Genomic DNA, 24358 nt, shown 5'->3' with positions numbered 1-24358 from the left:
CCCGACGCCTCTCTTGATCAGTTCCACAGGGCTGGCAGAAGCGCCCACCGCGCTCTTCAGGTTGACTGAGGGCGCGGCGTAAGCGGTCGCCGCGGCCGCCAAGATCAGGCCGCTCGCGAGCGCCGTCACCGCTGTCATGTGTCTCATCGTCTGCTCCTTCCGCAATCGCGTTGTCGGGAGGCGCCGTTGGCCACAGGGGGTCCCATGCGCCTCATGCTCCTTAAGAAAATGCCCGAGGCGGGCTCTCGTTCCCGAGCCTAACAGCCGATTAGCCAAAGGCGGCATCACATGTCGGCGATTTGCCGCGCTTGCCTTCCCAAACACCCCACAAGCTGCTAAAGGAAGCCGCCAACCGGGCCCCGGCGTTTTGCACTGCGCAAAGCCGCGTGCGGCCCCGATGCGAGAGGTTGGCCGATGCCCGAAGGGCAGTCCCCCGAGACCCGCTTTCCCGACAGCGCCATGGCGCTGACCTTCGACGACGTCTTGATCCGCCCGGGTCCGTCCGAAGTCCTGCCCAACGAGGTCGACGTCGCCTCCCGCGTCACCCGCTCGATCAGCGTGAACATTCCCGTGCTGTCCTCGGCCATGGACACAGTGACCGAGGCGAGGCTCGCCATCGCCATGGCGCAGGCCGGCGGCATCGGCGTCGTTCACCGCAATCTCGATCCCGAAAAGCAAGCCGCCGAGGTGGCGCAGGTCAAGAAGTTCGAATCCGGCATGGTGGTGAATCCCGTCACCGTCCACCCCGGCGCAACGCTCGCCGACGCGCTGCAGCTGATGGCCGACCACCGCATCTCGGGCATCCCCGTGGTCGAGCCGGGCGCCAATGGCGCGCGCGATGGCAAGCTCGTCGGCATCCTCACCAACCGCGACGTGCGCTTCGCCACCAATATGCGCCAGCGCGTGGCCGAGCTGATGACCAAGGAGAACCTTGTCACGGTCAAAGAGAGCGTCGACATGGAGGAGGCCAAGCGCCTGCTTCATCACTACCGCATCGAGAAGCTGCTCGTGGTCGACGACGACTATCGCTGCATCGGCCTCATCACCGTGAAGGACATCGAGAAGGCGCGGGCCCATCCCAACGCCTGCAAGGACGAGCAGGGGCGGTTGCGCGTGGCGGCGGCGACATCCGTCGGCGATTCAGGCTTCGCCAGGGCCGAGCAGCTGATCGACGCCGGCGCCGACCTGATCGTGGTCGACACGGCGCACGGCCATTCGCAGCTGGTGCTCGATCAGGTGCGCCGCATCAAGCGGCACTCGAACGCCGTGCAGGTGATCGCCGGCAACGTGGCGACCGGGGAGGGCACGCGGGCGCTGATCGACGCCGGCGCCGACGCCGTCAAGGTCGGCATCGGCCCCGGCTCCATCTGCACCACGCGCATCGTCGCCGGCGTCGGCGTGCCGCAATTCACCGCGCTGCTCGAATCGGTGGCGGTGGCGCGGAAGGCCGACGTGCCGGTGATCTCCGACGGCGGCATCCGCTATTCGGGCGATCTCGCCAAGGCGCTCGCGGCCGGCGCCGATTGCGTGATGCTCGGCTCGCTGCTCGCCGGCTGCGACGAGAGCCCCGGCGAGGTGTTCCTGTACCAAGGCCGCTCCTACAAATCGTATCGCGGCATGGGCTCGATCAGCGCCATGGCGCGCGGCTCCGCCGACCGCTACTTCCAGCAGGAGATCAAGGATGCGCTGAAGCTTGTGCCGGAGGGCATCGAGGGCCAGGTGCCCTATAAGGGGCCGGTCGGAAGCGTGCTGCACCAGCTGATCGGCGGCTTGCGCGCCTCGATGGGCTATACCGGCTCGCGCACCATTGCCGACTTCCAGGCGCGCGCCGAGTTCATCCGCATCTCGACGGCGAGCTTCCGCGAGAGCCACGTGCACGACGTGACCATCACCCGCGAATCGCCCAACTACCCGCGCGAGGGGTAGAGCGGCCTAATAGACTCCGAACCGGCAACAATAGACCTTCATGCCGCTCACGCATTTGCTGCCGAAGCCGGGCGGCATGCCCTTGCCGTCTTTGCTCGGATATTGGCCGTCGCGAAGATCGGGCGGACACTTGCCGTCACAGAACGGCGCCGTTCCGTCCCACATGCAGGTGCGGTTCGGATGATGCTTGTTGAGCATTTCCTCCAGGCTGTCTTCCTTGGGCGGCGGGGGCGGCGCAGGCGGGACGCAGCACAGGTCATAGCCCCTGTCGTCGGGGAGGCCCGCGCCGGTCCAGCCCGAAGGACAGGTTTTCTGCCGGAAGCATTTCACCACCACCTCGTTCGTCCCCGGCTTGATGCATCCGTAGCTGTCGCCATAGCCGAACAGCAAGGTTCCCGGCGGGCAGGCCTTGTTCGGAACCTGCGCGGCAGCGGGCAGCGCGGCGGCGATCAGCAGGATGCCAGTTGCGGTGAGCGTCGCGCGCATGAATGTCTGCACCTCGATTGCCTTGCGCGGACGAGCTAGGCGTCGCTTGCCGCGGTGGACTCTCAATTTAGCAGACTATTTCACCCCGAGCTTCCGGATTTGGTCGAAGATGCCGGGCTCGAGCCTCTCGGCTAGGCGGAGGTCGGCGCTGCCGTCGGTGGGGTCGCCTTTGCGGCTCTTGACCAAGCCGCGGCCGACCAGCGCCGACGGATTATTCTGGTTCAACTTCAGCGCGATGTCGAAATCGGCGCCGGCCTTGTCGAGATCGTCGTTGAGCACGTAGACCCAGCCGCGGTCGATGTACCCCTTGGCGCCGTCGGGCTCGACTTTGATCACCTCGCTATAGTCGGCGATCGACTTGTCGTACTCCTTCCGCTTGCGGTGGAGCTCGCCCCGGCTCGCATAGCCGTTGGTCGCCTTGGGATCGAGCTCGACCTTCTTGTTGAGGTCGGCAAGTGCGGCGTCGTAGTCGTTCTTGTGGGCGTGGACCAGGCCGCGCAGCAGAAAGTAGTCGGCGTCCTTGTCGTTGAGGGTAATGGCCTGATCGAGATCGGCCAGGGCTTTGTCGTACTCCTTGCTGGCGTCGTAGCCGGCGGCGCGCATGAAGTAGGAGTTGGCGCGCTTGGGATCGAGCGCGACGGCGGCGTTCATCTCCTCGAGGGCCGCGTCCAGATTGCCGGTGGCGGAGAAGCCCATGGCACGGACGCTGTGCGCCCTGATCAGGAGCTTCGTGTCGTCGTTGCCCTTGGCGATGAAGTCGGCGCAGGCGTCGAGCACCTCCTTGACGCTGCCCTTGCCGTCGAAGCAGGGCTCCACCGGCGCCTCGGCCTTGCCGTGTTCAATGGTCTCTCCGACCTTGCCCTGATCGCCGGCCAGTTCCTCGGCCGAGGCGGGAGACGCGGCGATCATCGCGCCGACGGCCGCGAAGACCATAAAAAACGCGCGAAAACGCGTGGGAAACGCGCGAAAACGCATGGAAAACCTCCTTGAGAAGCTTGGACTTTTGCTTTGGGCCTAGGTTTAGAAGGGGCCGCGGGGTCGCGTCAATTGAACTTCCATCCATGTTTACCGCGCAGTTTTGGCAATTACTCGGCGCTGCTACCACAGGCACCTCGAGGCGTATAAGGTCGCGCTCTAGCCCGCGCCTTCGGGTGCGGCGAGAGGGGCAAGGCAAGGCTCGAGGGGGGCGCCATGTCGATTCAAGCGATCTTGTTGCCGATGTTTGCGATGGTCGCGCTGGCCTTCGCGCTCCTGTTCTGGACCCTCTATTTGCGATTCCGGGCGCTCAGGCGCGGTGAGGTGAGCCCACATCAGGTGCGGCTCCGGGAGAAGGCCTGGCCGCCTTACGTCATCCAGATCGGCAACGCCTTCCACAACCAGCTCGAGCTGCCGATGCTGTTCTACGTGGTCGTGCTGCTCGCGCTCATCACAAAGTCGCTCGACGCCGTCGTCTACGTGCTGATGTGGATGTTCGTGATTTCGCGCTACATGCACACGTTCATTCACGCCACCTACAATCGCCTGGATCACCGCACGGCGATGTTCCTCGTCGGGGCCGTGGCGCTGCTGTTGATGTGGGTGATCGTCGTCGCGCGGATCTATCTGTTTCCACCTGAGCTATGACGCCGGCGGCGCGGGCGAGTGCGGCCATCGAGGTGCTCGCCGACATCGACACGCGCAAGCGGCCGGCCTCGGAGGCGCTGAAGGATTGGGGGCTGGGGCACCGCTTCGCCGGCTCGGGCGACCGCGCGGCGATTGGCAATCTCGTGTTCGACGTTTTGCGCAAGCGCGCGTCCGCCGCCTACGCCATGGGCGAGGACCGCCCCCGCGCGCTCGTGCTGCGCACCTTGGTGACGGACTGGGGCATGACCCCGGAGGAAGTCGAGGCGCTTTGCGACGGCAGCCGGTTCGCGCCTGAGCCGCTCACCGAGGCGGAGCGCGCCGGGCTCGCCCGCGAGATCCCCGCGGACGCGCCCGCGCATATTCGCGGCGACTATCCGGAGTGGCTCGCGCCGCAGTTCGCGCAAGCCTTCGGTGCACGGGCGGCGGCGGAGGGGGCGGCGCTCGCGATGCGCGCCCCGGTCGATCTCAGGGTGAACACGCTGAAAGCGACGCGCGAGAAGGTGCTGAAGGCGCTTCACCGCTTCGCAGCCAAGGCCACGCCCTATTCACCGGTAGGCGTCCGCATCGCGCAAGGAAGCGGCCCGGCGCGGAGCCCGCATGTCGAGGCCGAGCCGGGGCACGGCAAAGGCTGGTTCGAGGTGCAGGACGAAGGCTCGCAAGTGGCGAGCCTGCTTAGTAGCGCGGCCCCGCGCCAACAGGCGATCGACCTTTGCGCCGGCGCGGGTGGCAAGACCTTGGCGCTCGCCGCGCTCATGGAGAACACCGGCCAACTCTACGCCTACGACACCGACCGCTTTCGCCTGAGGCCCATCTTCGAGCGGCTGAAGCGAGCGGGCGCGCGCAACGTCCAGGTGCTCCCCGCGGGCGAATCGGAGGCGCTCCGCCCGCTCGCAGGCAAGATGGACTTGGTGACGATCGACGCGCCGTGCACCGGGTCGGGGGTCTGGCGCCGGCGTCCCGACGCCAAATGGCGGCTCTCGCCAGAGATGCTGGAGGCGCGGCGAGGCGAGCAGCGCACGGTGCTCGATCAGGGCGCGGCGCTGGTCAAGCCGGGCGGTCGACTCGCCTACATCACCTGCTCGGTGCTGCCCCAGGAGAACCGTGACCAGGTCGATGCCTTCCTCGCGCGCCACGACGGCTTCAAGCTGATCCCATGGCCTGCGCTGTGGGAGGCAGCCATTCCAGCCGCGCCGCCGCCCTCAGCCGAAGGCTCGCCTGAGACCCTGCTCATGACGCCGCTCAGTCACGGTACCGACGGGTTCTTCGTCGCGGTGTTGGAGCGTCGAGGCTAATGCCAACTTGGAGAAACGCGAATCATTCGAGTCGCTTGGCGAACTCGGCTTGCATGGCGTTGCAGGTCGCCTCCGGTACCTTCGGCAGCTTGAACACCTTGTCGTCCTCTCCGGCCTCAAGGGTCACCCCCTCCTCGTCGCCGCAGCCGGGCGTCAAGCGGATGAAGCCCTCACCGCCGTCGCGCTCCAGCCGGGCCAAAAGATCGCCGTCGGCACGCGGCTCGAGCTCGATGCCGCCGCCATCACACTCGACGCCGCAGCCGATGACGCCGCTCGAGGAGCCGCACGCGCCGTTTGCGTAATGCATCTCGGGGTTGCCGCGTAGCTTGGCCGCGAGGGTGAACCAGTACTGGTAGTTCGCCTCCTCCGGTGTGCCGTCCTCGTTCTCCTCGAAGGTCAGGTAGCGGAGCGAGAAGATCATCTCGGTGACCCTCTGCTTAGGGTGTCTCTTCAGGTGGTCTGCGTCATAGACCCTGGCGTAGCAGACCTCGGCGCCGGGGTTTGGCGGCAGCAGCGCTTCGATCTTGGCGCCCGCGGCATCCTCGGCCAAGGCCGTCCCTACGACACCGGTCATGCAGAACAGCAAAAGGCTTAGAACGACGCCCATAGTCCACTCCGGCGAAAGGGTCCGGCGGCCGGGGGAGGCAGGCCGGCGACGGGATGCGAAAAAAGATTCGAGCGGTCACCTTTACCACTTGAAAAAGCCATAGACCTCGATGAAATGACTGGCGCTTTTTGGCGGACATAAGAGCGGCGGTTGGCGCCGTCATGATCCCTCGAAAGCATGGAGGGGACGCATTTCCCATGAAGCTGCTCGTCGGCGAGGCTGAAGAGCCACCCAGTCGCCCCAAGGCGACATCTCGAATTCTCACCAAATCACATCTACCCATCAAAGCTCTGACCCCCGCGCCGGGGCCCGCGGCGCCGCATCTCGACGCGGTCGTGGTGCGCATGGAGCGCTTTCCCGTTGGGCCGCGCACGCGCTCCTTCCGCAAGCGCTACTTCCCGGAGGTCGATCCGGCCCAGTGGAACGACTGGCGCTGGCAGGCGCGGGCCCGCATCCGCAGCCTCGATGAGCTGTCCCGCATCTTCGTGCTGTCGGAGGACGAGCGCGACGCGGTTGCCCGCCATCAGGGGTCGCTGCCGCTCGGCATCACCCCCTACTACGCGAGCCTCATGGCGCGCGACGATGCCATGGAGCCGCTCCGCCGGACCCATATCCCCGTCGGCAGCGAGTACCTCAAGACGCCGGGCGAGGCCGATGATCCTCTCGGCGAGGACGGCCACAGCGCCGTGCCGGGCTTGGTGCATCGCTACCCCGACCGGGTGCTGTTCCTCGCCACCGGCTTCTGCTCCACCTATTGCCGCTATTGCACGCGCTCGCGCATGGTGGGCGAGCCGGGGGGCGAATACTCGTTCAGCCGCCCGCAATGGGAGGACGCACTCAACTACATCGCCGACCACCCCGAGATTCGCGACGTGCTGATCTCCGGCGGCGACCCGCTGACCCTGTCGGACGAGCGCCTCGACTATCTGCTCGGGCGCCTGCGGGGCATCAAGCATGTCGAGTTCGTGCGGCTCGGCACCAAGGTGCCCGTCGTGCTGCCCATGCGGGTCACGCGCTCGCTGATCAAGGTGCTGCGCAAGCATCATCCGCTGTGGATGAGCCTCCATTTCACGCATCCCGCGGAGCTGTCGCCGGAGGTGTCGGAGGCCGTGACGCGGCTTGCCGACGCCGGCATCCCGCTCGGCAGCCAGACGGTTTTGCTGAAAGATATCAACGACTCGGTTGAGACCCTGAAGGACCTGTTCCACGGGCTCCTGATGCGCCGCGTGCGACCATATTACCTCTACCAGTGCGACCCGATCACCGGCTCCGCGCACTTCCGCACGAGCGTCGACAAGGGGCTTCAGATCATGCAGGGCTTGCGCGGCCATACCACCGGCTATGCGGTGCCGACCTACGTGATTGACGCACCTGGCGGCGGCGGCAAGATCCCGCTGCTCCCTGACTACGTGGTCGGGCGCGACGGCGAGGACCTCGTGCTCAGGAACTTCGAGGGAAACACTTACCGCTACCACGATCCTGAAGGGACCGTTGGTGGGGACCGTCCGCTCGATAGGGATACGCTCTGATGCGCATCGCTCTCGTCTACGACCTGCGCGACGACTATCGTGCCCTCGGTTTTTCCGAGGAGGCGGTGGCCGAGTTCGATAGCGTCGAGACCATTGACCAGCTCGCCGGTGCGCTTCAGGCGCTCGGCTGCGAGCCGGTCCGCGTCGGTCGCGGCCAGGCGCTCGCGGCGCGGCTCGTCGAGGGCGAGCGCTACGACCTCGTGTTCTCCATCGCCGAAGGCGTGAAGGGGCGCTCGCGGGAGGCGCAAGTGCCCGCGCTGTGCGAGCTGTTCGACCAGCCCTACCTGTTGTCCGACCCACTGACCCTTGCCGCCTGTCTCGACAAGGCGGTGGCGAAGCGTTTGGTGCGGGACGCGGGCGTGCCGACGCCGGCCTTCGCCGTGGCCGAGCGGAGCGCGGCGGAGCTTCAGGGCTGGGACCAGTTCCCGGCCTTCGTCAAGCCACTCGCCGAAGGCACGGGCAAAGGCTGCGAGGCCGCGTCGCTGGTACGTACGCCTGAACAGTTGCAGGCCGCAGTGACGGGTGTGCTCACACGCTTCAGCCAACCGGCACTGGTCGAGCGATTCTTGAGTGGCCGCGAGTTCACCGTCGGCCTCGTCGGCAACGGCGCCGAGGCCCGGGTGCTCGGCGTCTGCGAGATCGTGCTCAAGGCGGGGGCCGAGGCCAATGTCTATTCGCTGCACAACAAGGAGCTGTGCGAGGACCTGGTGACCTATGTCCGTGCCGACGACGGCGAGGCGCGGCTCGCCGGATTACGTGCGCTCGAAGCGTATAAGGCGCTGCAGTGCCGCGACACGGCGCGCATCGACTTTCGCTCCGACGAAAACGGCGAACCGCATTTCCTCGAGGCGAACCCGCTGGCCGGGCTCAACCCGTGGCATTCGGACCTGCCGATCCTCGCCGCACAGAACGGCGTGGAGTTCGTCGCGCTGATCGGCATGATCCTCGATGCGGGGCTTGCGCGGTACGGGCTGGCGCGCCCCGGCAGGGAGCGCTTGCGGCGCACTGCCTGATGGCGCCCGGGACCAAAGGGTTCATCCCCGTCCTGCACGCGGCGACCACGGAGCGCCCCGACGAGATCGACACCATTCTGGCCGCTGAAGCCGTAGCCGGCGCGCTCGAAGCGCTCGGCTATGCGGTCGAGATGGTCGCGCTCTCGCCGGACCTTGGCGGCATCGAGGCGTTGCCGGGCCGTCGGCCGCTCGTCGTGTTCAATCTGGTGGATGCCGTGAACGGGGACGGGCGGCTCGCGCCGATGGTGCCGGCGCGGCTCGATGCTCTGGGCCTCCCCTATACCGGCTGCGGCACAAGCGCGTGGCTCGACACGCTGTCCAAGATTTCGACCAAGCTGAAGCTCGCCCATGCAGGCCTGCCGACGCCGGCCTGGTCCGAAGACGGGACCGGCCTCGATCCGGACATGCAGGTCATCGTCAAGCCGGTGTGGGAGCACGGGTCGCTCGGCATCGACGCGACGTCGGTGATGCGCGCTGCCCATGCCAAGCAGGCCATCGCCGCGCGCACCGCGCGCTGGAACACCGAGCACTTCGCGGAAGGCTATATCGACGGCCGTGAGTTCAACGTCTCGCTGCTGGAAGGGCAGGGCGGCGTGCGCGTGCTGCCCATGGCCGAGATCGTGTTCGAGGGGTTTGGCGCGCGCGAGGTCAGAATCGTCGGCTACGACGCCAAATGGTCGCCGGAGAGCGCGGCCTTTACCGGCACGCCGCGCCGCTTCGGCGTAGAACAGGCGGAGCCCGCACTTGCCGCGGCGCTCGCGGACTACGCGCGCGCCTGCTGGAGCCTGTTCGGCCTGCGCGGCTATGCGCGCGTCGATTTCAGAGTCGTTTCAGACGGCAAGCCGTATATCCTCGAAGTCAACATGAACCCCTGCCTGACCCCCGACGCCGGCTTCGCCGCGGCGGCGCATGAGGCGGGGCTCTCGTACCGCGATATGATCTCTGCCATCGTCGAGGCGCCGTTCGCCAAGCTGCGAGCGACGGCCTGATAGGCTTCATCCGAGATGCTCCGCATCCGCAAAGTCGCCGACGCCACCACCGCGGCGAATCGCGCGGCCATCGAGGCCGCGCAGAAGATCATGCGCGAGCAGTTCTCAGGGATGCCGGAAGCGGACATCGCCAAGCTCCCCGACCAGCTGTCGAACCCGCTCAAGCACCGCTTCGTGTCCCGCCTGTTCGTGGCGGAGAACGCCCGCGACCAGACGCTCGGCGTGGCGCTGCTGCTCTATTTCCCCGATATTGGCTTCTCCTATCTGGAGATCATCTCCACGGCGAAGGGCCGCATGGGCGGCGGCATTGGCGCTGCCCTCTACGAGCGGGTGCGGGAGGAGGCTCGCGCGCTCGGCACCCAGCTCTATTTCGAGTGCCTGCCCGACGATCCGGCGCTCAGCCCGAACCCCGAGGTCCGGGCCGCAAACGCCGCTCGGCTCAAATTCTACGAGCGCTACGGCGCGCGGCCGATCGCCAACACCGCCTACGAGACCTCCGTCGCAGCGGGCGATACCGATCCGCCCTACCTCGTGCTCGACCCGCTCGGGTCGAACGATCTGCCCGGCCGCGATACGGTACGGAAGGTGGCCCGCGCCATCCTCGAGCGGAAGTATCACGGGCTTCCCCCCGCCTACGTGCAGACGGTGGTCGACTCCATCAAGGACGATCCCGTCGCCTTGCGCCCGCCGCTTTACGTCAGATCGCGGCGCGCGCCGAAAGGCGAGGTGCGGCCTGCCGGTGAGGCGCGCATCGCGCTCGTGCTGAACGACGAGCACACGCTGCATCACGTGCAGGACCGGGGCTATGTGGAGGCGCCGGTGCGCATCCGCTCGATCATGGCCGAGCTTCAGCCTTCCGGGCTGTTCGAGCGCCTGCCGGCCAAGCGCTTCACCGACCGCCATATCCGCGCCGTCCATGACGGGCGGCTCGTGGATTACATCCGCAAAGCTTGCCTCCTCGCCGGCGGCCGAAAGTCGATCTACCCCTACGTGTTCCCGGTGCGGAACCCGGCGCGCGCGCCGAAGGACGAGACGGTGCTCGCCGGCTATTACTGCATCGACACCTTCACGCCGCTCAATGAGAGCGCCTATCTCGCCGCGCGGTCTGCGGTGGATTGCGCGCTGACGGCGGCGGAGAAAGTGCTGGAAGGGGCGGGGCTCGCCTACGCGCTGGTGCGGCCGCCAGGCCATCACGCCGAGACGCGCACTTTCGGCGGCTTCTGCTATTTCAACAACGCGGCCATCGCGGCGAATTTGCTGTCGCGCTACGGCAAGGTCGCCATAATCGATATCGACTATCACCACGGCAACGGCCAGCAGGAAGTCTTCTATTCCCGCTCCGACGTGCTGACCGTGTCGGTGCACGGCCATCCGAGCTTCGCCTATCCCTATTTCACCGGGTTCCGCGACGAAACGGGCATCGGGCCGGGCGCCGGCTACAACCTCAACCTTCCGCTGCCGGAGCACATCACGCCGGAGCAGCACCGCAACGCCGTGGCGGAAGCTTTGCGGCGCGTGAAGCGGTTTGGGCCCGCTTATCTCGTCGTGTCGCTCGGCTTCGACACCGCGCGTGGCGACCCGACCGGGACCTGGTCCAACCGGGGCCGTGACTTCGAGGAGCTCGGCCGCATGGTCGGCGCGCAGAATTACCCAACCCTCGTGGTGCAGGAAGGGGGCTATCGCGTCCGGACGCTTGGCAGCAACGCGCGAAACTTCTTCGCCGGCCTTGCCGCTGGGCATGCGGCGGCGCGGCAGGCCGTGCCCATCGCACAGGTCGGCGCACCGAAGACCACGCGGGAGGTTCTAGAGTGGCGGAGCGCGGTGATGGCCGACGACGTGGGGCGGGTGCGCGCGCTGGTCGCGAATACCGGCATGTTCGGCGCTGCCGAGGTGGACATCGCCGCGGAGCTCGTCACCGAGCGGCTCACCAAGGGCATCCGCTCAGGCTATCATTTCGTGCTCGCCGAGCGCGGTTCGGGCCTCGTGGCTTATGCCTGCTACGGGCCGATCGACGGCACCCAGGGCTCGTTCGATCTCTATTGGATCGCCGTGGCGCCGGAGGAGCAGGGCAGGGGGCTCGGCACGCAGGTCTATGCCCGCGCCGAGGCCGCCATGCGCCGGGCGGGCGCCAAGCGAATCTATGCGGACACCTCTTCGTCCGACCGCTACGCGGGTACCCGCGGCTTCTATCAGCGCATGGGCTTCAAAGAAGACGCGCGGCTCTCCGACTTTTACGGTCCCGGCGACGGCAAGGTCATCTATGTGAAAGAACTTGCGCCGCTCACTTAGCCACGGCCTGGATGAACGAGAGGCCGTCATAGGTGCGGGTCAGCTGTTCGACTGCGAGCCGCGCGCCTGCCAGCAGCGATTCCATCTCGGCCTTGGTGCGGGCGCGGCCGCCATAGATCGTCATCAGATGCAGGTCGAGCATGATCGCCGCGGGATCGTCGGCCGCGCGCTCCGGCATCAGCCGTTCATAAACGATGAGCTTGGCGCCAGGCTTCAATGCATCGCGGCAATTCTCCAGTATCTGCCGCGCAGCCGAATCGTCATGCTGCTGCAGCACGCCCTTCAAGACGGAGATGTCCGCTGCGACCGGGATCTCCTTGAGTACGTCGCCGGCGATGAATTCGACCCGGTGCTGGAGACCATAGGCTTGGAACATCGGCTCGGCGCCTTCGACCACCGCGGGAGAGTCGAACACGATGGCCTTGAGGTCCGGAAACGCGTTGAGGAAGGGCACGAGAAACCCGCCATAGCCGCTACCGATGCTGGCCATGGTGCCTGCGTCGAACTCGTCGAAGGATTGCATGAGGTCGTCCGCGCCTGCCATCTCCTCCTTGGCCAGGTAGCGGTAGAAGGGATCGCCTTCTTCCTTGTCGGCCGCTCGCCATTCCGAGACCGTCGATCCGAAGAGGAGTGGAAAGGACGGCTCGCCCGTCTCCAGGCAATGCGTGAGCGAGAGCCAAGGCAGCCAATATTGGCCGACAACGACTTGAGCCTTCTGACGCAAGCTCGAGCTGCTGCCGACGGCAAGGGATTGTCCGGCCGGGGTCAGCACGAAGCGGCCGTCGTTCAGTTCTTCGCAAAGCTGCATGGTGACGAGCCCGCGCAGGAAGCGGCGCAAGGGCTCGAGGCGCAAGCCGAGCTCCGCGGCGAGCATCTCCGGCGTCCGGCCGCCCAGGTTCAAGAGGTCCGGGATGCGTGCCGCGACCGCCGTGAACAGCATGGCCGCCTCGTGATAGGCGTCGATCTGCCCCTTCAGCCGGTTTTCGATCTCCAGCTGCTCGCCGTAGTCCATGCTGACCCCTCCCGGCACCGGCTTCGCATGAGGGGATTTGCGGCACAAGCAGCCATTGCCGACTCGAACGCGCTGCTATAACCACCGGCCATGACGGACGCCCCCGAGATCACGGCCGAAGACCCGGCCGACCCGGCGCATGACGGCGCGCTCGACCGGGTGCTGATCGTCGATTTCGGCAGCCAGGTGACGCAGCTCATCGCTCGGCGGGTGCGCGAGGCCGGCGTCTATTCCGAGATCGTGCCGTTCGATCGCGCCGAAGCGGCGCTTGGCCCCGTGCTGCCGCGCGCCATCATCCTCTCCGGCGGGCCGGCTAGCGTGCACGAGAGCGGCACGCCGCAAGTGCCGCAAGCGATGTTCACCGCGGGCGTTCCAGTGCTCGGTATCTGCTATGGCGAGCAGGCCATGGTGGCGGCGCTTGGCGGCCAGGTCGAGGCGGGCCGGACCCGCGAGTTCGGCCGCGCCGAGCTCCAGATCATCGACGAGACGCCGCTGTTCGACGGCGTGTTCGCCGAAGGCGAGCGCGCGCAAGTGTGGATGAGCCACGGCGACCGCGTCACCAGGCTGCCGCCAGGCTTCCGCGCCGTCGGCATCTCGACCGGCGCGCCGTTCGCGGCCATCGCCGACGATTCGCGGCGGCTCTACGGCGTCCAGTTCCACCCCGAGGTGGTGCACACGCCGAAAGGGGCGGCGCTGATCGCCAACTTCGTCCGGGCGATCGCCGGCTGCGACGGAACCTGGACCATGGCCCAGTTCCGCGAGGCGGAAGTGGCGCGCATCCGCGAACAAGTGGGCGACGGCCGCGTGGTGTGCGGGCTCTCCGGCGGCGTCGACTCCGCGGTCGCGGCGCTCCTCATCCACGAGGCGATCGGCGACCAGCTCACCTGCATCTTCGTTGACCACGGTCTGCTGCGCCAAGGCGAGGCCAAGGAGGTCGTCGATCTGTTCCGTGGGCACTACAACATCCCGCTGGTGCATGTTGATGCGAGCGAACGGTTCCTGCGCGCGCTCGACGGCATCTCGGACCCCGAAGCCAAGCGCAAGATCATCGGCCGCCTGTTCGTCGAGGTGTTCGAGGAGGAATCCGAGAAGCTCGACGACGCCGAGTTCCTGGCGCAAGGCACGCTCTACCCCGACGTGATCGAGAGCGTGTCGGCGACCGGCGGACCGTCGGTCACCATCAAGTCGCACCACAATGTCGGCGGCCTGCCGGAGACCATGAAGCTCAAGCTGGTCGAGCCCTTACGCGCGCTGTTCAAGGACGAGGTGCGCGCGCTCGGCCGCGAGCTCGGCCTCCCCGACGCCTTCGTCAAGCGCCACCCCTTTCCCGGGCCGGGCCTCGCCATCCGCATCCCCGGCGAAGTCACCCCCGAGAAGCTCGCCATCCTGCGCAAGGCCGACGCCATCTATCTCGAGGAGATCAGGCGCGCCGGGCTCTACGACACGATCTGGCAGGCCTTTGCCGTGCTGTTGCCGGTGCGCACCGTCGGCGTGATGGGCGACGCGCGCACCTACGACTATGTCTGCGCGCTGCGCGCCGTCACCTCGACCGACGGCATGACCGCGGACTATTACGACTTCTCCCACGACTTTCTCGGCAAGGCGGCGCGGCGCATCATCAACGAGGTGCGCGGCATCAACCGCGTGGTCTACGACATCACCTCCAAGCCGCCGGGGACCATTGAGTGGGAGTGAGGGGTCCGCTGCGCTCAAGCCGCCCCCCATACTCCGACGGGGCGGGCTCCTCCGTTTAGGCCTGCTTAAACACTCGGGCGGCATAACGTCTAAGATTGGCCAATAAGATTTCCGATGATCCAGGCCGGACGGGGGCGTCCGCGTTGGGATGGGCCGGGCCGCCCGTGTTTCGGGCCGATTGCAACAAGTTGGACAGGAGATCGATCCTGTGAGGGGAACACCGCTCCATCTGCATTTCGCCGGTCTCGTCGCCGGCGTCGTGCTCGCCGCCGCGGTCTTAAGCTCGAGCCGGTCTTTTGCCGAGGAGCTGCCGTGGCTCGTCTCACCCGTTCCGGCCGCGCCGATCGCTCCGGGCGTTCCCGCCGTTCCGGGTGTTCCGGCGTGGCTGCAAGCCCATATCGGCGACGGCGACGGTCAAATTTCAGCCGTGGTGTTGCAGCGGGCGCGCGCGTTCTACCGGCAAAAGGCCGGCGCAGGCGCGATCGCCAATCCCTGCTACTTTGCCATGGACGCGACGCGTCCCGGCGGCAACGGGCGCCGGTTCTACGTGATCTGCGAAGCCAACAGAACATTTCGCGCTGTCCCTTCGGGCCACGGCAGCGGCCGCCATCTGCCGGACATGCCGGATTTCTCGAACGGCGCGCGCTGCGCCAAGAACTTCTCTAACGCGGAAGATTCCAAGCTGACGACAGGCGGCGGCTATGTGACCGCCGAAATTAGAACGTCCTTCAAGGGCTATTATCGCGCGGGCGGGAGATTTGAGCCTCTGCTGCGCTCGTTCTTGCAGTTCGAGGGTGAGGGCGCCACCGCGAACGCGCGGAAGCGCGCCATCGGCGGCCATCCGGCCGCGATCGTGTCATGGATCTGCCGGATAAAATCTCCATCGAGCCCCTACGCGGACGAGGACGGCTACGTGCCGTACGGCAAGCTGATCGACTACAGTGCCGGGCGCAGCAATGGCTGCACCAGCTGGCCGCCGTCGGACGCCGGAAACATTTTGGCGTTGGCGCAGAACAAGCCGACGACGGTCTACATCTATCCCGAAGCTAGCGACATCGTCGCCGTGGGCCGCGCCGTGAGGGCCGGGAAGTCACCGTCGGGTGCCGGATTGTATTGGAACGCGTCCTGTTTGCGCGAGATCGGGGCGCCGAACTTTTGGCCGCGGGAGACCCTTGAGCCGGCCCTCGTTCAATATAAAGAGGATAACCCGCCGGCGCGGCCGGAACCGTTGCCGATCTGCAAGAGCCCGTGAGTTATCCTCGCACTCGCCGGCTGAAATTGCGGGCTAGGAAAAAAATCCTTTACCTCCGCGCGAGCCTGCGCTACACTGCATGCACCTCGTCCGCTGAAGGGGCGTTGCTCTAGAGGCGTCTTGAGTGGCGGGACGGGGTGCGGCGCCCGCGGGCCTGGTTACGCGACCAAGGCCTCCGGGCGGTGCGGGCTACCCCCCGGGTGCTACTACGAGCCCCCGCCGGATGTCGGGGAGATGTGGTTGTCTCTTATGTGCGCGCTACCGGCCTCTGGCCCTGATGCGCGATGCAAGCGAGACGGCCACTGCAAGTGGGGTCCGCCGCCGACCAACGCCGCAAATGACATGCGCGGCCCGTGCCGTTTGTGCGGATTGCGCATGTGGCGCGCCGGAAGGCGCCCGCGTGTCCTCGCCAAGGACACGACACCATTACGGACTGCGCCGTTCGGCGCGCCACCCCCTCCTCCTGAGGAGGGCCGAAGGCCCGTCTCGAAGGACGGGGGAGAAAGGAGCAAACCCCGGATGCAGACCGCATCGCGGGAGTGTCGGTGCACGGCTTGAGGGTCTATCGTCCAAATTATGGACAAGAAGACTCGGATTATCTGAGGGATTGGGGCCGCCCGCATCGGCTGAGTTGGTTCGTCGCAATATCGGGCCAATTACAAAGCACTCGACGAGGGATTGATCCAGTGCCGTCAAGACCGCTCCTTCCAGCAATCGCCGCCATCGCCGGCCTCATCGTTGCCGCCGATGCCGTGACGGGGTCGACCCGATCCTTTGCCACGGAGCAGCAGTCAGATATTCCGGCTTGGCTTCAGGCCCATGTCGGCGACGGCGAGGGGCAAATCTCACAAGTGGTGTTGCAGAGGGCGCGCGCGCTTTACCTGCAAAAGGTGAGCGAAGGTGCGGTCAGGAATGTCTGCTATCTCGCCATGGACGCGACGCGCCCCGCCGGATTGGGCAAGCGATTCTACGTGATCTGCGAAATCGATCAGACGTTTCGCGCGGTCTCGTCCGGGCATGGCAACGGCCGCAACTTGCGCGGCATTGCCAATTTCTCGAACGGCATACGGTGCGCGAAGAACTTCAGCAATGCGCAGGATTCCAAGCTGACGACCGGCGGTTCCTATGTGACGGCCGAGATCAGAACGTCGTTCAAAGGATATTATCGTGCCTCGGGAAATACCGCGCCTTTGGTCCGCTCGTTCGTGCAGTTCGAGGGCTGGGGCGACACCGCAAACGCCAGACCGCGCGCGATAGGCGGGCATCCGGCCGTGCTGTTGCGGGGCGTGTGTCTGCGAAAGAACCCCGACAGCCCCTACGCCGACGACAAGGGTTACGTCCCGTTTGGTAACCTGGTGAATTATAGCGCCGGCCGCAGCAACGGCTGCACCAGTTGGACGCCGTCGGACTCCGAGGAGATCGTCGGCCTGGTGCAGGGCGTGCCGACGACGCTTTATATCTATCCTGAATCGGCAGACATCGACGCCGTCGCGCAAGCGGTGAAGGCAGGCAAGTCGCCGGCGGGCGTGGGGCTATATTGGAACGCCTCCTGCTTGCGGGAAATCCGCTCGCCGAAATTCTGGCCGAGAGAGGAGCTCGAGCCGCTCCTCATGAAGTACAAGCAGGATCATCCGGCGCCCCCGCCCCAACCGCCGCCGATTTGCAAGGGGCAGTGACGCGCGCTCCGAGCTTTAACCAACTATTAAACAATGTGTTCACGGAGCGCCGAGACCTATGGGACACTCCAAACCATGTTCGGTTCCAAGCAACAACGCGAATGCACGCCTCTGCATGGCAAGGGCCGCGGCACTGTGCCCGGGCTGGCGCACCCCGAAGGTCTCGAGCCCCGCGTCCTTCTCGACGAACGCTCGAGCGGCCCGGAGGACGACGGGTGCGGGACCTCGGACCTCTTGATCAGGGGGCTGGTGAACCGGCTGCCCAAGCCCGACAGCACCTGGTCCTTGGACAATCGTGCGAAGTGGCTTCGCACCGCGGCGAGCATCTTTGGCCTCGTCTACAAGGCGAGCGATAACGAGCACGGGGAGATCAGCATCGATCTCGCCAGGGAACAGCTCGCCGTCGAGCCGAGCCGGGCCGCGCCTCCGTCCAACGACGGGCAAGCCAAGACTCGGCCGTTCTAGCCGGACGAGCCGCTGCGGCTCATCCGCCTCGGGAAAAGCGGCGTGCGTGCCGTTCTCGCTTAACCCCGCCTTCAAATCGCCGTCACCCCGAGCATCTACACAAGGGACCAGTTGACGGCGTGCCGCCCTTAAGATTTGCTCCTACCGGGAAACAAAGGGGGCAATCACATGGACTTCCAAAAATTCTATCTGTCGGCGCAAGGCCGGGTAAACCGCAAGCAGTTCTGGCTGTGGCTCATCCTGCCGGTGTTCGTGGGCAGCCTGATTCTGTCGATCATCGACGGGGCGCTCGGCACGTTCGATCCGGAGTCGGGGCTTGGCCTGTTGAGCGGCATCTGGACCTTGATCATCCTGATCCCGTCGATCCTGGTCTACATCAAGCGCTTCCACGACCGCGACAAGTCGGGCTGGTGGGTGCTGATCGGCCTCATTCCCATCATCGGCGCGATCTGGCTGTTGATCGAGCTCGGCTTCCTCTCCGGAACGCCGGGGCCCAACAAATACGGACCGCCGGTCACCGATTGAGCTAAGGGGGTGGCTCGCTGGGCGCCATGACCCTCCTTGTCCTCGGCATCGTCGTCTTTCTCGGCATCCATCTGCTGCCGACCTTCCCGCACGTCCGCGAGGGCCTGGTCCGCCGCTTGGGCATTGCGGGCTATAGAGCTGTCTTCTCGGTCCTGTCGCTCGCCGGCTTCGCGCTGCTCGTATGGGGGTTCGCATCCGCGCCGGTCATTCAGGTCTGGTCGCCGCCCGCCTGGACGCGGTGGGTGGCGATCGTGCTCATGCTGCCCGCCTTCATCTTGCTGGTTGCGGCCTATGTGCCTGGGCGGATCAAGGCGGCCGTCAAGCATCCGTTCCTCGTCAGCATCAAGACCTGGGCGCTTGCCCATCTCATCGCCAATGGCGACCTCGCCTCCATTATCCTGTTCGGCTCGTTCCTGGCCTATGCCGTCTACGACCGCATCGCCATCAAGGGGCGGCAGCCGACGGCCCTGGTGGAGACGCCGGGGTCGGGGCCTTCGCGCAACGACGTCATCGCCGTGGTCTTGGGCGTCGTGCTCTACGTCGTGTTCCTCGTATGGCTCCATCCTCTCCTCATCGGCCGGGCGGTCCTGCCGCATTGATAAGAATCAACCCCCGCGGCACTTTTTTGCACTGCACAAATGCCCATATTTCTGTCATAAGATCAGCGAGTTCAGACTTGCGAGGCTTGAGCCGTGTCGCAAAACTTTGATGCCAAGCGGGTGACCGCGCCGGAGATCGCCAAACGCAAGGGCGGCGCGCCGATCGTGGCGCTCACCGCCTATCACGCGCATACGGCGCGGATCATCGACCCTTATGTCGACATGCTGCTCGTGGGCGATTCCCTCGGCATGGTGATGCACGGCTACGAGACCACGGTGCCAGTGCCGCTCGATCTCATGATCATGCACGCTCAGGCCGTGGTGCGGGGCTCGACCCGCGCTCTTGTCGTCGTCGACATGCCGTTCGGTTCCTACGAGGAGAGCCCTTCGGTTGCCTTCCGCAACGCCGCGCGCGTGCTCAAAGAGACGGGCTGCGGCGCCATCAAGCTCGAAGGCGGCGTGCACATGGCCGAGACCATCCGCTATCTGTCGAGCCGCGGCATTCCCGTGATGAGCCATATCGGGCTCACGCCGCAGGCGGTGAACACGATCGGCAGCTTCCAGCCGCGCGGCCGGTTTCGCTCGGAGTGGGCCGCGTTCGAGGAGGATGCCAAGGCTGTTGCCGAAGCGGGCGCCTTCGCCGTCGTGCTCGAGGCGCTTGCCGAACTGCTCGCCGCGCGCATCACCAAGCAGATCTCCATACCAACCATCGGCATCGGCGCCTCCGCCGAATGCGACGGGCAGATCCTCGTGCTCGAGGACATGCTCGGGCTGTCGCCGCGCGTGCCCAAATTCGTGAAGGAATACGCTCAGCTCGGCGCGGCCATCGAGGGCGCTGTGAAGGCCTATTCCACCGAGGTCCGCAGTCGCGTCTTCCCGTCGGACGCATACACCTATCCGATGTGCGAGGACGCCGAGGAGGCCACGAAAAAGACCAAAATGACAGGCAGTTAGCTCAACCGAGCTGACGCATTAACCGAAGCTTGTCAGAGGGGGGTGGGGCTTCAGCCTTGCGCGAGCAAGTGGCCTTCACTATACGGCGGAGAGGAGGAGCTTTCAGCACGGCTCCTGCCGCATGCGCCCCTTTAATCATGTCACAAGAGCCGCAACCCGATGAGCGACCATAGTTTTTTTCGCGAGGTGGACGAAGCTGTCCGCCAGGACCGGTACAAGGCGCTGTGGGACAAATACGGGGTCTACATCCTCGTCCTCGCCGGTCTCATCGTAGTGGGCGTCGCAGCCCATCGTGGCTGGGCCTATTGGCAGGAGCACCGGGCGCAACAGGCCGGGGCCGAATTCACGCAAGCCCTCGCGCTTGAGGCGGGCGCCGATCAGGCCAAGGCGCAGGAGGCGTTCGCAGCGCTTGCCGAGAACGGCCCTGCGGGCTACCGAGTGCTCGCGCGCTTCCAACTCGCCGCCCTCGAGGCGAAGGCGGGCGAGACCGAGAAGGCGGTGGCGGCCTATGACGCGCTCGCCGCGGACGCGAGCGTCGATAAAATTCTAAAGGGCCTTGCCACGCTCCAGGCCGCGGCGCTCCGCCTCGACAGCGCCGACTACGCCGAAATGGAGCGCCGGCTCAAGGGTCTCGCCGGGGACGATAGTGCCTGGCGGTTCTCGGCGCGGGAGCTGCTCGGTCTTTCGGCCTACCGGCACAACGACATGCGCGGGGCCGAGCAGCAGTTCAGCGCTCTCTTGAGCGATCAGGCCACGCCGCCGAATTTGCGGGAACGTGCCAATGTGATGCTCGCGCTCATCGTGGGAGGTCAGCCGGCGCAGGGCCCGACAACGAACTAGCGCCAGAACCGAAGGGTGATTCGGAAAGTGGGCCGGGGTAGAGGACGGAGTAGGGGCAGTCGCCTTCTCGGCGCGGGGCTCACCGCGGCGGTAGCTTTGGCCCTGGGTGGTTGCGGAGGTGGGGCTCTGTCCAACATCAAGAATCCGTTCGCCGACAAGGAGACGATATTGCCCGGCGAGCGCATCGCCGTCATCACCGACCCCGGCGAATTCAGGGCCGACCAGATCGCGGCAAAACCCGTCTCGCTTCCACCCGCTCAAACCAACGCCGCCTGGTCGCAGCCGGGGGGCGTTCCAGCGAACAATCTCGGCCACCTTGCGCTCGGGGGCTCGTTGCGGAAGGTGTGGGCCGTGGATGCCGGCAGCGGCTCATCCTCGAGTGGCCGCTTGAGCGCCGTGCCGCTCGTCGCCGAAGGCAAAGTCTTCACCCTCGACGCGGCTGGAAACGTGTCGGCCTTTTCGTCGGCAAGCGGCGCGACGGTTTGGCGGGCGAGCGTGACGCCCGAGAACGAGAGGAGCAGCGAAGGTTTCGGCGGGGGACTCGCCCTCGACGGCGGTCGCCTCTACGTCACGACGGGCTACGGCACGGTAGTGGCTCTCGATGCGGGCAACGGCTCGGTCCAGTGGACCAAGTCGGTCGGCGAGCCCATCCGCAATTCGCCGACCGCGGCCGGCGGCAAGGTCTATTTCGTTTCGACCGCGAATACGCTGCACGCGCTGAACGGCACCGACGGCCAAGAGCTGTGGAAGGCTCGCGGACTGCCGCAAACCGCAACCCTGCTCAGCAACGCGAGCCCCGCGGTCTCGGGCGGGATCGTCGTGGCGCCCTTTCCGGCGGGCGACGTCGCCGCCTTCGAGGCGGGCAGCGGCAAGACCGCGTGGAGCGACTCGCTTACGCGGACGAGCGAGACCACGGCGTCCGGCATTCTCGGCGATCCGGCCCGGCCGGTGATCGACCGAGATATCGTGTTCGCGGTAAGTCACGGCGGCAGGATGATCGCGACATCGGCTTCGTCGGGCGCGCGGGTGTGGACTCGCAATCTCGCCAGCACGCAGATGCCGTGGGTGGCAGGAGATGCAGTTTTCGTCGTCGACGTGGCAGGGCGGCTGATGGCGCTAGGCCGAAGCGACGGCCAGGTGCGCTGGGTGAGCGAGCTTCCCACGAGCACGCGGTGGAGTGGGCCGGTGCTCGCCGGCGACAAGCTATGGGTGGTCTCGGGCGAGGGGCTGCTGGTGGGCGCAGATGCGCGGACCGGGCAGGTGGCCAACCAGGTCGACCTCAACACCGACGTCTTCGTCGCCCCGGTTGTGGCGGGCGGCCGGATGTATATCCTGTCCGACGATGCCGACTTGATTGCCCTTAACTGATCACGAGCGCGGCAGAGACTGACGCCCACCCGAACTCCGCCCAAACGGTTCCCATGCCCTTCACAGTCGCCATCGTCGGACGGCCGAATGTCGGCAAGTCCACTCTGTTCAACCGGCTTGCCGGCAAGCGGCTGGCGCTCGTCGATGACCAGCCGGGGCTGACGCGCGACCGCCGTGAGGCGCACGCCGAGCTTGGAACCTGCGCGGTCACCCTGGTCGATACGGCGGGCCTGGAACCGGGCGATACGGGACTCACCGCGCGCATGCGCCAGCAGACCGAAGCCGCGATCGCGCAAGCCGATCTCGTTCTCTTTCTCATCGATGCGCGCGCCGGCGTGACCGGCACCGACGAAATCTTTGCCGATCTCGTCCGCACGTCAGGCAAGCCGGTGATCCTGCTTGCGAACAAGTCGGAGGGCCGGGCAGGCGAGGCTGGCTTCTACGAGGCCTTTGCGCTCGGGCTTGGCGAGCCGCTGCCGATTTCGGCGGAGCACGATCTCGGAACCGGCGATCTCAGCGAAGCGATCGAGCGCGTGTGCAAGGAGAATGAGGGCGGCGTGACCGCCGAGACGGAGGCAGTCGAGTCGGCGCCGCACCCCCTTCGCATCGCCGTGGTTGGCAGGCCGAATGTCGGCAAGTCGACCCTCGTCAACGCGCTGCTCGGCGAGGAGCGCATGATCACAGGTCCTGAAGCCGGGATTACGCGCGACGCAATCGCCTCGGAAGCGGAATGGGACGGCAGACCCTTGCGCCTGTTCGACACGGCGGGGCTCAGGCGCAAGATGCGGGTCGAGGGGAAGGCCGAGGAGCTTTCCGTCGGCGATACATTGAAGGCGATCCGCTTCGCCGAGGTGGTGGTGCTGTTGCTTGATGCGGCACAGCCGTTCGAGAAGCAGGATCTTCAGATTGCGGACCTGATTGCGCAGGAAGGCCGCGCGCTCGTGATCGCAATCAATAAATGGGACCTGGTTCGCGAGCCGGAGAAGCGACTCCGCGAGCTGCGCGAGACCTGCCGGCGCCTCTTGCCGCAGATAAAGGGCGTGGCGCTCGTGCCCATCTCGGCCTTGAGCGGGAAGGGTCTCGGCAAGCTCATGGACGCGGTGCTCGCCGCCGACGAGGTGTGGAACCGGAGGCTGCCGACCCACGCGCTCAATCAATGGCTCGGTGCTGCCGTCGACGCCCATCCGCCGCCCGCCGTTTCGGGGCGCCGCGTCAAGCTCCGCTACATCACACAAGCCAACGCCAGGCCACCGACTTTCGTCGTGTTCTGCTCGCAGCCGAAGGCGTTGCCGGATTCCTACACACGCTATCTGGTGAACGGTCTACGCGAGGCCTTCGACTTGCCCGGCGTGCCAATCAGGCTCAACATGCGCAAAGGCGCGAACCCGTTCGCCAAGGGGAGTCGATGACGGAGGTCTATTTCTACCATCTGGAGCAGCGGACGCTCGAGCAGGTGCTGCCGACTTTGCTCGAGCGTTCGCTCGAGCGGGGCTGGCGCGCGGCCGTGCAGGCGGCGAGCAAGGAGCGGGTCGAAGCGCTGAACTCGCTGCTGTGGGCCTATCGCGAGGACAGCTTCCTGCCGCACGGCGCGGCAAGCGATGGTTCTGCGGCCGAGCATCCGATCTACCTAACGGACGACGAGGACAATCCGAACGGCGCGGCGGTGCGGTTCCTGGTCGACGGGGCGAAGCTGGAAGACGCCTCGTCCTACACCCGCGTCGTCTACGTGTTCGACGGCCGCGACGGTGGCGCCGTGGCTGAGGCGCGCGCGGCTTGGACCGCGGCCAAGGCCAACGGCTATGAGGTGAGCTATTGGCAGCAGGACGGCGACGGAAGGTGGCAGCAGAAGGCCTGAGCCTCTCGCCTAAATCTCGATGCCGGCGAGCCGCAACGTGTAAAGCATGGCGAAGTAGGCCGCGACCGTGAGCGCGATGGAGGCGGCGAGGCTCGTATAGAAGTCGACGCCCTGGCGGAGCAGAATGGGCAGGCTCACGAACAGGACGAGGGAGGGGAGTACGAGCCAGAAGATGCCGGTGGCAAGGCGCGCCACCTTCTCCGTATCGCCGGTGTCGATATAGAGCCAGATCATGGCGAGCACCGAGGTCAGCGGGATCGAGGCGATGATGGCGCCGAACAGCGCGCTCCGCTTTGCGGCTTCCGAGACCGCGACGACGAGGACACTCGTCAGGAGGACCTTGAGGGTGACATAGAGCATCGG

Annotated in this window: 23 protein-coding genes; 18 read left to right on the top strand and 5 right to left on the bottom strand. The window is 66.2% G+C overall.

The window, feature by feature from the left end:
- The first annotated feature begins 414 nt into the window (after positions 1-414).
- Positions 415-1926: an IMP dehydrogenase gene (guaB, locus tag ACRECX_RS02565; RefSeq protein WP_431557243.1), complete on the top strand. Its 1512-nt coding sequence runs from the start codon at positions 415-417 to the stop codon at positions 1924-1926.
- A 6-nt stretch (positions 1927-1932) separates the two neighbouring features.
- Here the strand turns inward: guaB and ACRECX_RS02560 are convergent, their stop codons facing one another.
- Both ACRECX_RS02560 and ACRECX_RS02555 read right to left on the bottom strand, forming a co-directional pair.
- Positions 1933-2412 carry a hypothetical protein gene (locus ACRECX_RS02560; protein ID WP_431557242.1) on the bottom strand — a complete coding sequence of 160 codons (480 nt, stop codon included), beginning with the start codon at positions 2410-2412 and terminating at the stop codon, positions 1933-1935.
- Between the two features lie 75 nt (positions 2413-2487).
- Positions 2488-3387: a tetratricopeptide repeat protein gene (locus ACRECX_RS02555; protein ID WP_431557241.1), complete on the bottom strand. Its 900-nt coding sequence runs from the start codon at positions 3385-3387 to the stop codon at positions 2488-2490.
- Positions 3388-3603: 216 nt separating this feature from the next.
- Between ACRECX_RS02555 and ACRECX_RS02550 the strand changes: the two genes are divergently transcribed.
- On the top strand, positions 3604-4035 hold the full coding sequence (locus tag ACRECX_RS02550; protein WP_431557240.1) for an MAPEG family protein: 432 nt from the start codon (positions 3604-3606) through the stop codon (positions 4033-4035).
- Complete coding sequence (locus ACRECX_RS02545) at positions 4032-5327, top strand: RsmB/NOP family class I SAM-dependent RNA methyltransferase (RefSeq protein ID WP_431557239.1); 1296 nt, start codon at positions 4032-4034, stop codon at positions 5325-5327. The genes ACRECX_RS02550 and ACRECX_RS02545 overlap by 4 nt, the downstream gene beginning before the upstream one ends.
- A 22-nt stretch (positions 5328-5349) precedes the next feature.
- Here the strand turns inward: ACRECX_RS02545 and ACRECX_RS02540 are convergent, their stop codons facing one another.
- Positions 5350-5934: a hypothetical protein gene (locus ACRECX_RS02540; protein ID WP_431557238.1), complete on the bottom strand. Its 585-nt coding sequence runs from the start codon at positions 5932-5934 to the stop codon at positions 5350-5352.
- Positions 5935-6131: 197 nt separating this feature from the next.
- On the opposite strand from ACRECX_RS02540, the gene ACRECX_RS02535 reads away from it, so the two are divergent.
- From ACRECX_RS02535 to ACRECX_RS02520, 4 genes are read left to right on the top strand one after another with little or no spacing between them, the layout of a single operon-like run.
- Positions 6132-7463, top strand: coding sequence for a KamA family radical SAM protein (locus ACRECX_RS02535; RefSeq protein WP_431557237.1), 1332 nt, complete (start codon positions 6132-6134; stop codon positions 7461-7463).
- The gene (locus ACRECX_RS02530; protein WP_431557236.1) at positions 7463-8476 is read left to right on the top strand and encodes a D-alanine--D-alanine ligase family protein; all 1014 of its coding nucleotides are present in this window, start codon (positions 7463-7465) and stop codon (positions 8474-8476) included. The genes ACRECX_RS02535 and ACRECX_RS02530 overlap by 1 nt, the downstream gene beginning before the upstream one ends.
- Entirely contained in the window at positions 8476-9465 is a 990-nt protein-coding gene (locus ACRECX_RS02525; protein ID WP_431557235.1) for a D-alanine--D-alanine ligase family protein, read from the top strand. The genes ACRECX_RS02530 and ACRECX_RS02525 overlap by 1 nt, the downstream gene beginning before the upstream one ends.
- A gap of 15 nt (positions 9466-9480) precedes the next feature.
- The gene (locus ACRECX_RS02520) at positions 9481-11754 is read left to right on the top strand and encodes a GNAT family N-acetyltransferase (protein ID WP_431557234.1); all 2274 of its coding nucleotides are present in this window, start codon (positions 9481-9483) and stop codon (positions 11752-11754) included.
- Here ACRECX_RS02520 and ACRECX_RS02515 read toward each other — a convergent pair.
- Positions 11747-12766 (bottom strand): methyltransferase, encoded by a 1020-nt coding sequence (locus ACRECX_RS02515; RefSeq protein ID WP_431557233.1) that lies wholly within the window; start codon positions 12764-12766, stop codon positions 11747-11749. The genes ACRECX_RS02520 and ACRECX_RS02515 overlap by 8 nt on opposite strands.
- Before the next feature lie 90 nt (positions 12767-12856).
- On the opposite strand from ACRECX_RS02515, the gene guaA reads away from it, so the two are divergent.
- From guaA to ACRECX_RS02460, 11 genes are all read left to right on the top strand, one after another.
- Positions 12857-14461, top strand: a complete 1605-nt coding sequence (gene guaA, locus ACRECX_RS02510) for a glutamine-hydrolyzing GMP synthase (RefSeq protein ID WP_431557232.1) — start codon at positions 12857-12859, stop codon at positions 14459-14461.
- 208 nt (positions 14462-14669) lie between these two features.
- Positions 14670-15713, top strand: a complete 1044-nt coding sequence (locus ACRECX_RS02505) for a hypothetical protein (RefSeq protein WP_431557231.1) — start codon at positions 14670-14672, stop codon at positions 15711-15713.
- Between the two features lie 686 nt (positions 15714-16399).
- Positions 16400-17389, top strand: a complete 990-nt coding sequence (locus ACRECX_RS02500; RefSeq protein WP_431557230.1) for a hypothetical protein — start codon at positions 16400-16402, stop codon at positions 17387-17389.
- Between the two features lie 75 nt (positions 17390-17464).
- Positions 17465-17854 (top strand): hypothetical protein, encoded by a 390-nt coding sequence (locus tag ACRECX_RS02495; RefSeq protein ID WP_431557229.1) that lies wholly within the window; start codon positions 17465-17467, stop codon positions 17852-17854.
- Between the two features lie 168 nt (positions 17855-18022).
- On the top strand, positions 18023-18379 hold the full coding sequence (locus ACRECX_RS02490; protein WP_431557228.1) for a DUF805 domain-containing protein: 357 nt from the start codon (positions 18023-18025) through the stop codon (positions 18377-18379).
- A 26-nt stretch (positions 18380-18405) separates the two neighbouring features.
- Positions 18406-18978, top strand: a complete 573-nt coding sequence (locus tag ACRECX_RS02485; RefSeq protein ID WP_431557227.1) for an NnrU family protein — start codon at positions 18406-18408, stop codon at positions 18976-18978.
- Between the two features lie 93 nt (positions 18979-19071).
- Positions 19072-19932 carry a 3-methyl-2-oxobutanoate hydroxymethyltransferase gene (gene panB, locus ACRECX_RS02480; RefSeq protein WP_431557226.1) on the top strand — a complete coding sequence of 287 codons (861 nt, stop codon included), beginning with the start codon at positions 19072-19074 and terminating at the stop codon, positions 19930-19932.
- Positions 19933-20091: 159 nt separating this feature from the next.
- The gene (locus ACRECX_RS02475; protein WP_431557225.1) at positions 20092-20772 is read left to right on the top strand and encodes a tetratricopeptide repeat protein; all 681 of its coding nucleotides are present in this window, start codon (positions 20092-20094) and stop codon (positions 20770-20772) included.
- Between the two features lie 96 nt (positions 20773-20868).
- On the top strand, positions 20869-22140 hold the full coding sequence (locus ACRECX_RS02470) for a PQQ-binding-like beta-propeller repeat protein (RefSeq protein WP_431557224.1): 1272 nt from the start codon (positions 20869-20871) through the stop codon (positions 22138-22140).
- A 53-nt stretch (positions 22141-22193) separates the two neighbouring features.
- Complete coding sequence (gene der, locus ACRECX_RS02465; protein ID WP_431557223.1) at positions 22194-23549, top strand: ribosome biogenesis GTPase Der; 1356 nt, start codon at positions 22194-22196, stop codon at positions 23547-23549.
- Positions 23546-23995 carry a DNA polymerase III subunit chi gene (locus ACRECX_RS02460; protein WP_431557222.1) on the top strand — a complete coding sequence of 150 codons (450 nt, stop codon included), beginning with the start codon at positions 23546-23548 and terminating at the stop codon, positions 23993-23995. Before der ends, ACRECX_RS02460 begins: the two co-directional genes overlap by 4 nt.
- 9 nt (positions 23996-24004) lie before the next feature.
- Here ACRECX_RS02460 and ACRECX_RS02455 read toward each other — a convergent pair whose 3' ends face one another.
- A complete protein-coding gene (locus ACRECX_RS02455; RefSeq protein WP_431557221.1) occupies positions 24005-24355 on the bottom strand; it encodes a DUF3147 family protein in 351 nt (116 codons plus the stop codon).
- Positions 24356-24358: the final 3 nt, after the last annotated feature.

The organism is Methyloceanibacter sp. (assembly GCF_050726195.1).
In the GTDB taxonomy this organism is placed as follows: Bacteria; Pseudomonadota; Alphaproteobacteria; order Rhizobiales; family Methyloligellaceae; genus Methyloceanibacter.
The sequence above is the reverse complement of the archived record's forward strand: the minus strand, read 5'-3'. Positions and strand labels throughout refer to the sequence as shown.

Coding starts and splice junctions, on each gene's coding strand:
- ACRECX_RS02545 (WP_431557239.1), top strand. CDS start 4,032: ATGACGCCGGCGGCGCGGGCGAGTGCGGCCATCGAGGTGCTCGCCGAC.
- ACRECX_RS02560 (WP_431557242.1), bottom strand. CDS start 2,412: ATGCGCGCGACGCTCACCGCAACTGGCATCCTGCTGATCGCCGCCGCG.
- guaA (WP_431557232.1), top strand. CDS start 12,857: ATGACGGACGCCCCCGAGATCACGGCCGAAGACCCGGCCGACCCGGCG.
- ACRECX_RS02550 (WP_431557240.1), top strand. CDS start 3,604: ATGTCGATTCAAGCGATCTTGTTGCCGATGTTTGCGATGGTCGCGCTG.
- ACRECX_RS02515 (WP_431557233.1), bottom strand. CDS start 12,766: ATGGACTACGGCGAGCAGCTGGAGATCGAAAACCGGCTGAAGGGGCAG.
- ACRECX_RS02530 (WP_431557236.1), top strand. CDS start 7,463: ATGCGCATCGCTCTCGTCTACGACCTGCGCGACGACTATCGTGCCCTC.
- ACRECX_RS02525 (WP_431557235.1), top strand. CDS start 8,476: ATGGCGCCCGGGACCAAAGGGTTCATCCCCGTCCTGCACGCGGCGACC.
- ACRECX_RS02485 (WP_431557227.1), top strand. CDS start 18,406: ATGACCCTCCTTGTCCTCGGCATCGTCGTCTTTCTCGGCATCCATCTG.
- ACRECX_RS02460 (WP_431557222.1), top strand. CDS start 23,546: ATGACGGAGGTCTATTTCTACCATCTGGAGCAGCGGACGCTCGAGCAG.
- ACRECX_RS02495 (WP_431557229.1), top strand. CDS start 17,465: ATGTTCGGTTCCAAGCAACAACGCGAATGCACGCCTCTGCATGGCAAG.
- ACRECX_RS02455 (WP_431557221.1), bottom strand. CDS start 24,355: ATGCTCTATGTCACCCTCAAGGTCCTCCTGACGAGTGTCCTCGTCGTC.
- ACRECX_RS02475 (WP_431557225.1), top strand. CDS start 20,092: ATGAGCGACCATAGTTTTTTTCGCGAGGTGGACGAAGCTGTCCGCCAG.
- ACRECX_RS02520 (WP_431557234.1), top strand. CDS start 9,481: ATGCTCCGCATCCGCAAAGTCGCCGACGCCACCACCGCGGCGAATCGC.
- ACRECX_RS02540 (WP_431557238.1), bottom strand. CDS start 5,934: ATGGGCGTCGTTCTAAGCCTTTTGCTGTTCTGCATGACCGGTGTCGTA.
- ACRECX_RS02555 (WP_431557241.1), bottom strand. CDS start 3,387: ATGCGTTTTCGCGCGTTTCCCACGCGTTTTCGCGCGTTTTTTATGGTC.
- ACRECX_RS02490 (WP_431557228.1), top strand. CDS start 18,023: ATGGACTTCCAAAAATTCTATCTGTCGGCGCAAGGCCGGGTAAACCGC.
- ACRECX_RS02535 (WP_431557237.1), top strand. CDS start 6,132: ATGAAGCTGCTCGTCGGCGAGGCTGAAGAGCCACCCAGTCGCCCCAAG.
- der (WP_431557223.1), top strand. CDS start 22,194: ATGCCCTTCACAGTCGCCATCGTCGGACGGCCGAATGTCGGCAAGTCC.
- guaB (WP_431557243.1), top strand. CDS start 415: ATGCCCGAAGGGCAGTCCCCCGAGACCCGCTTTCCCGACAGCGCCATG.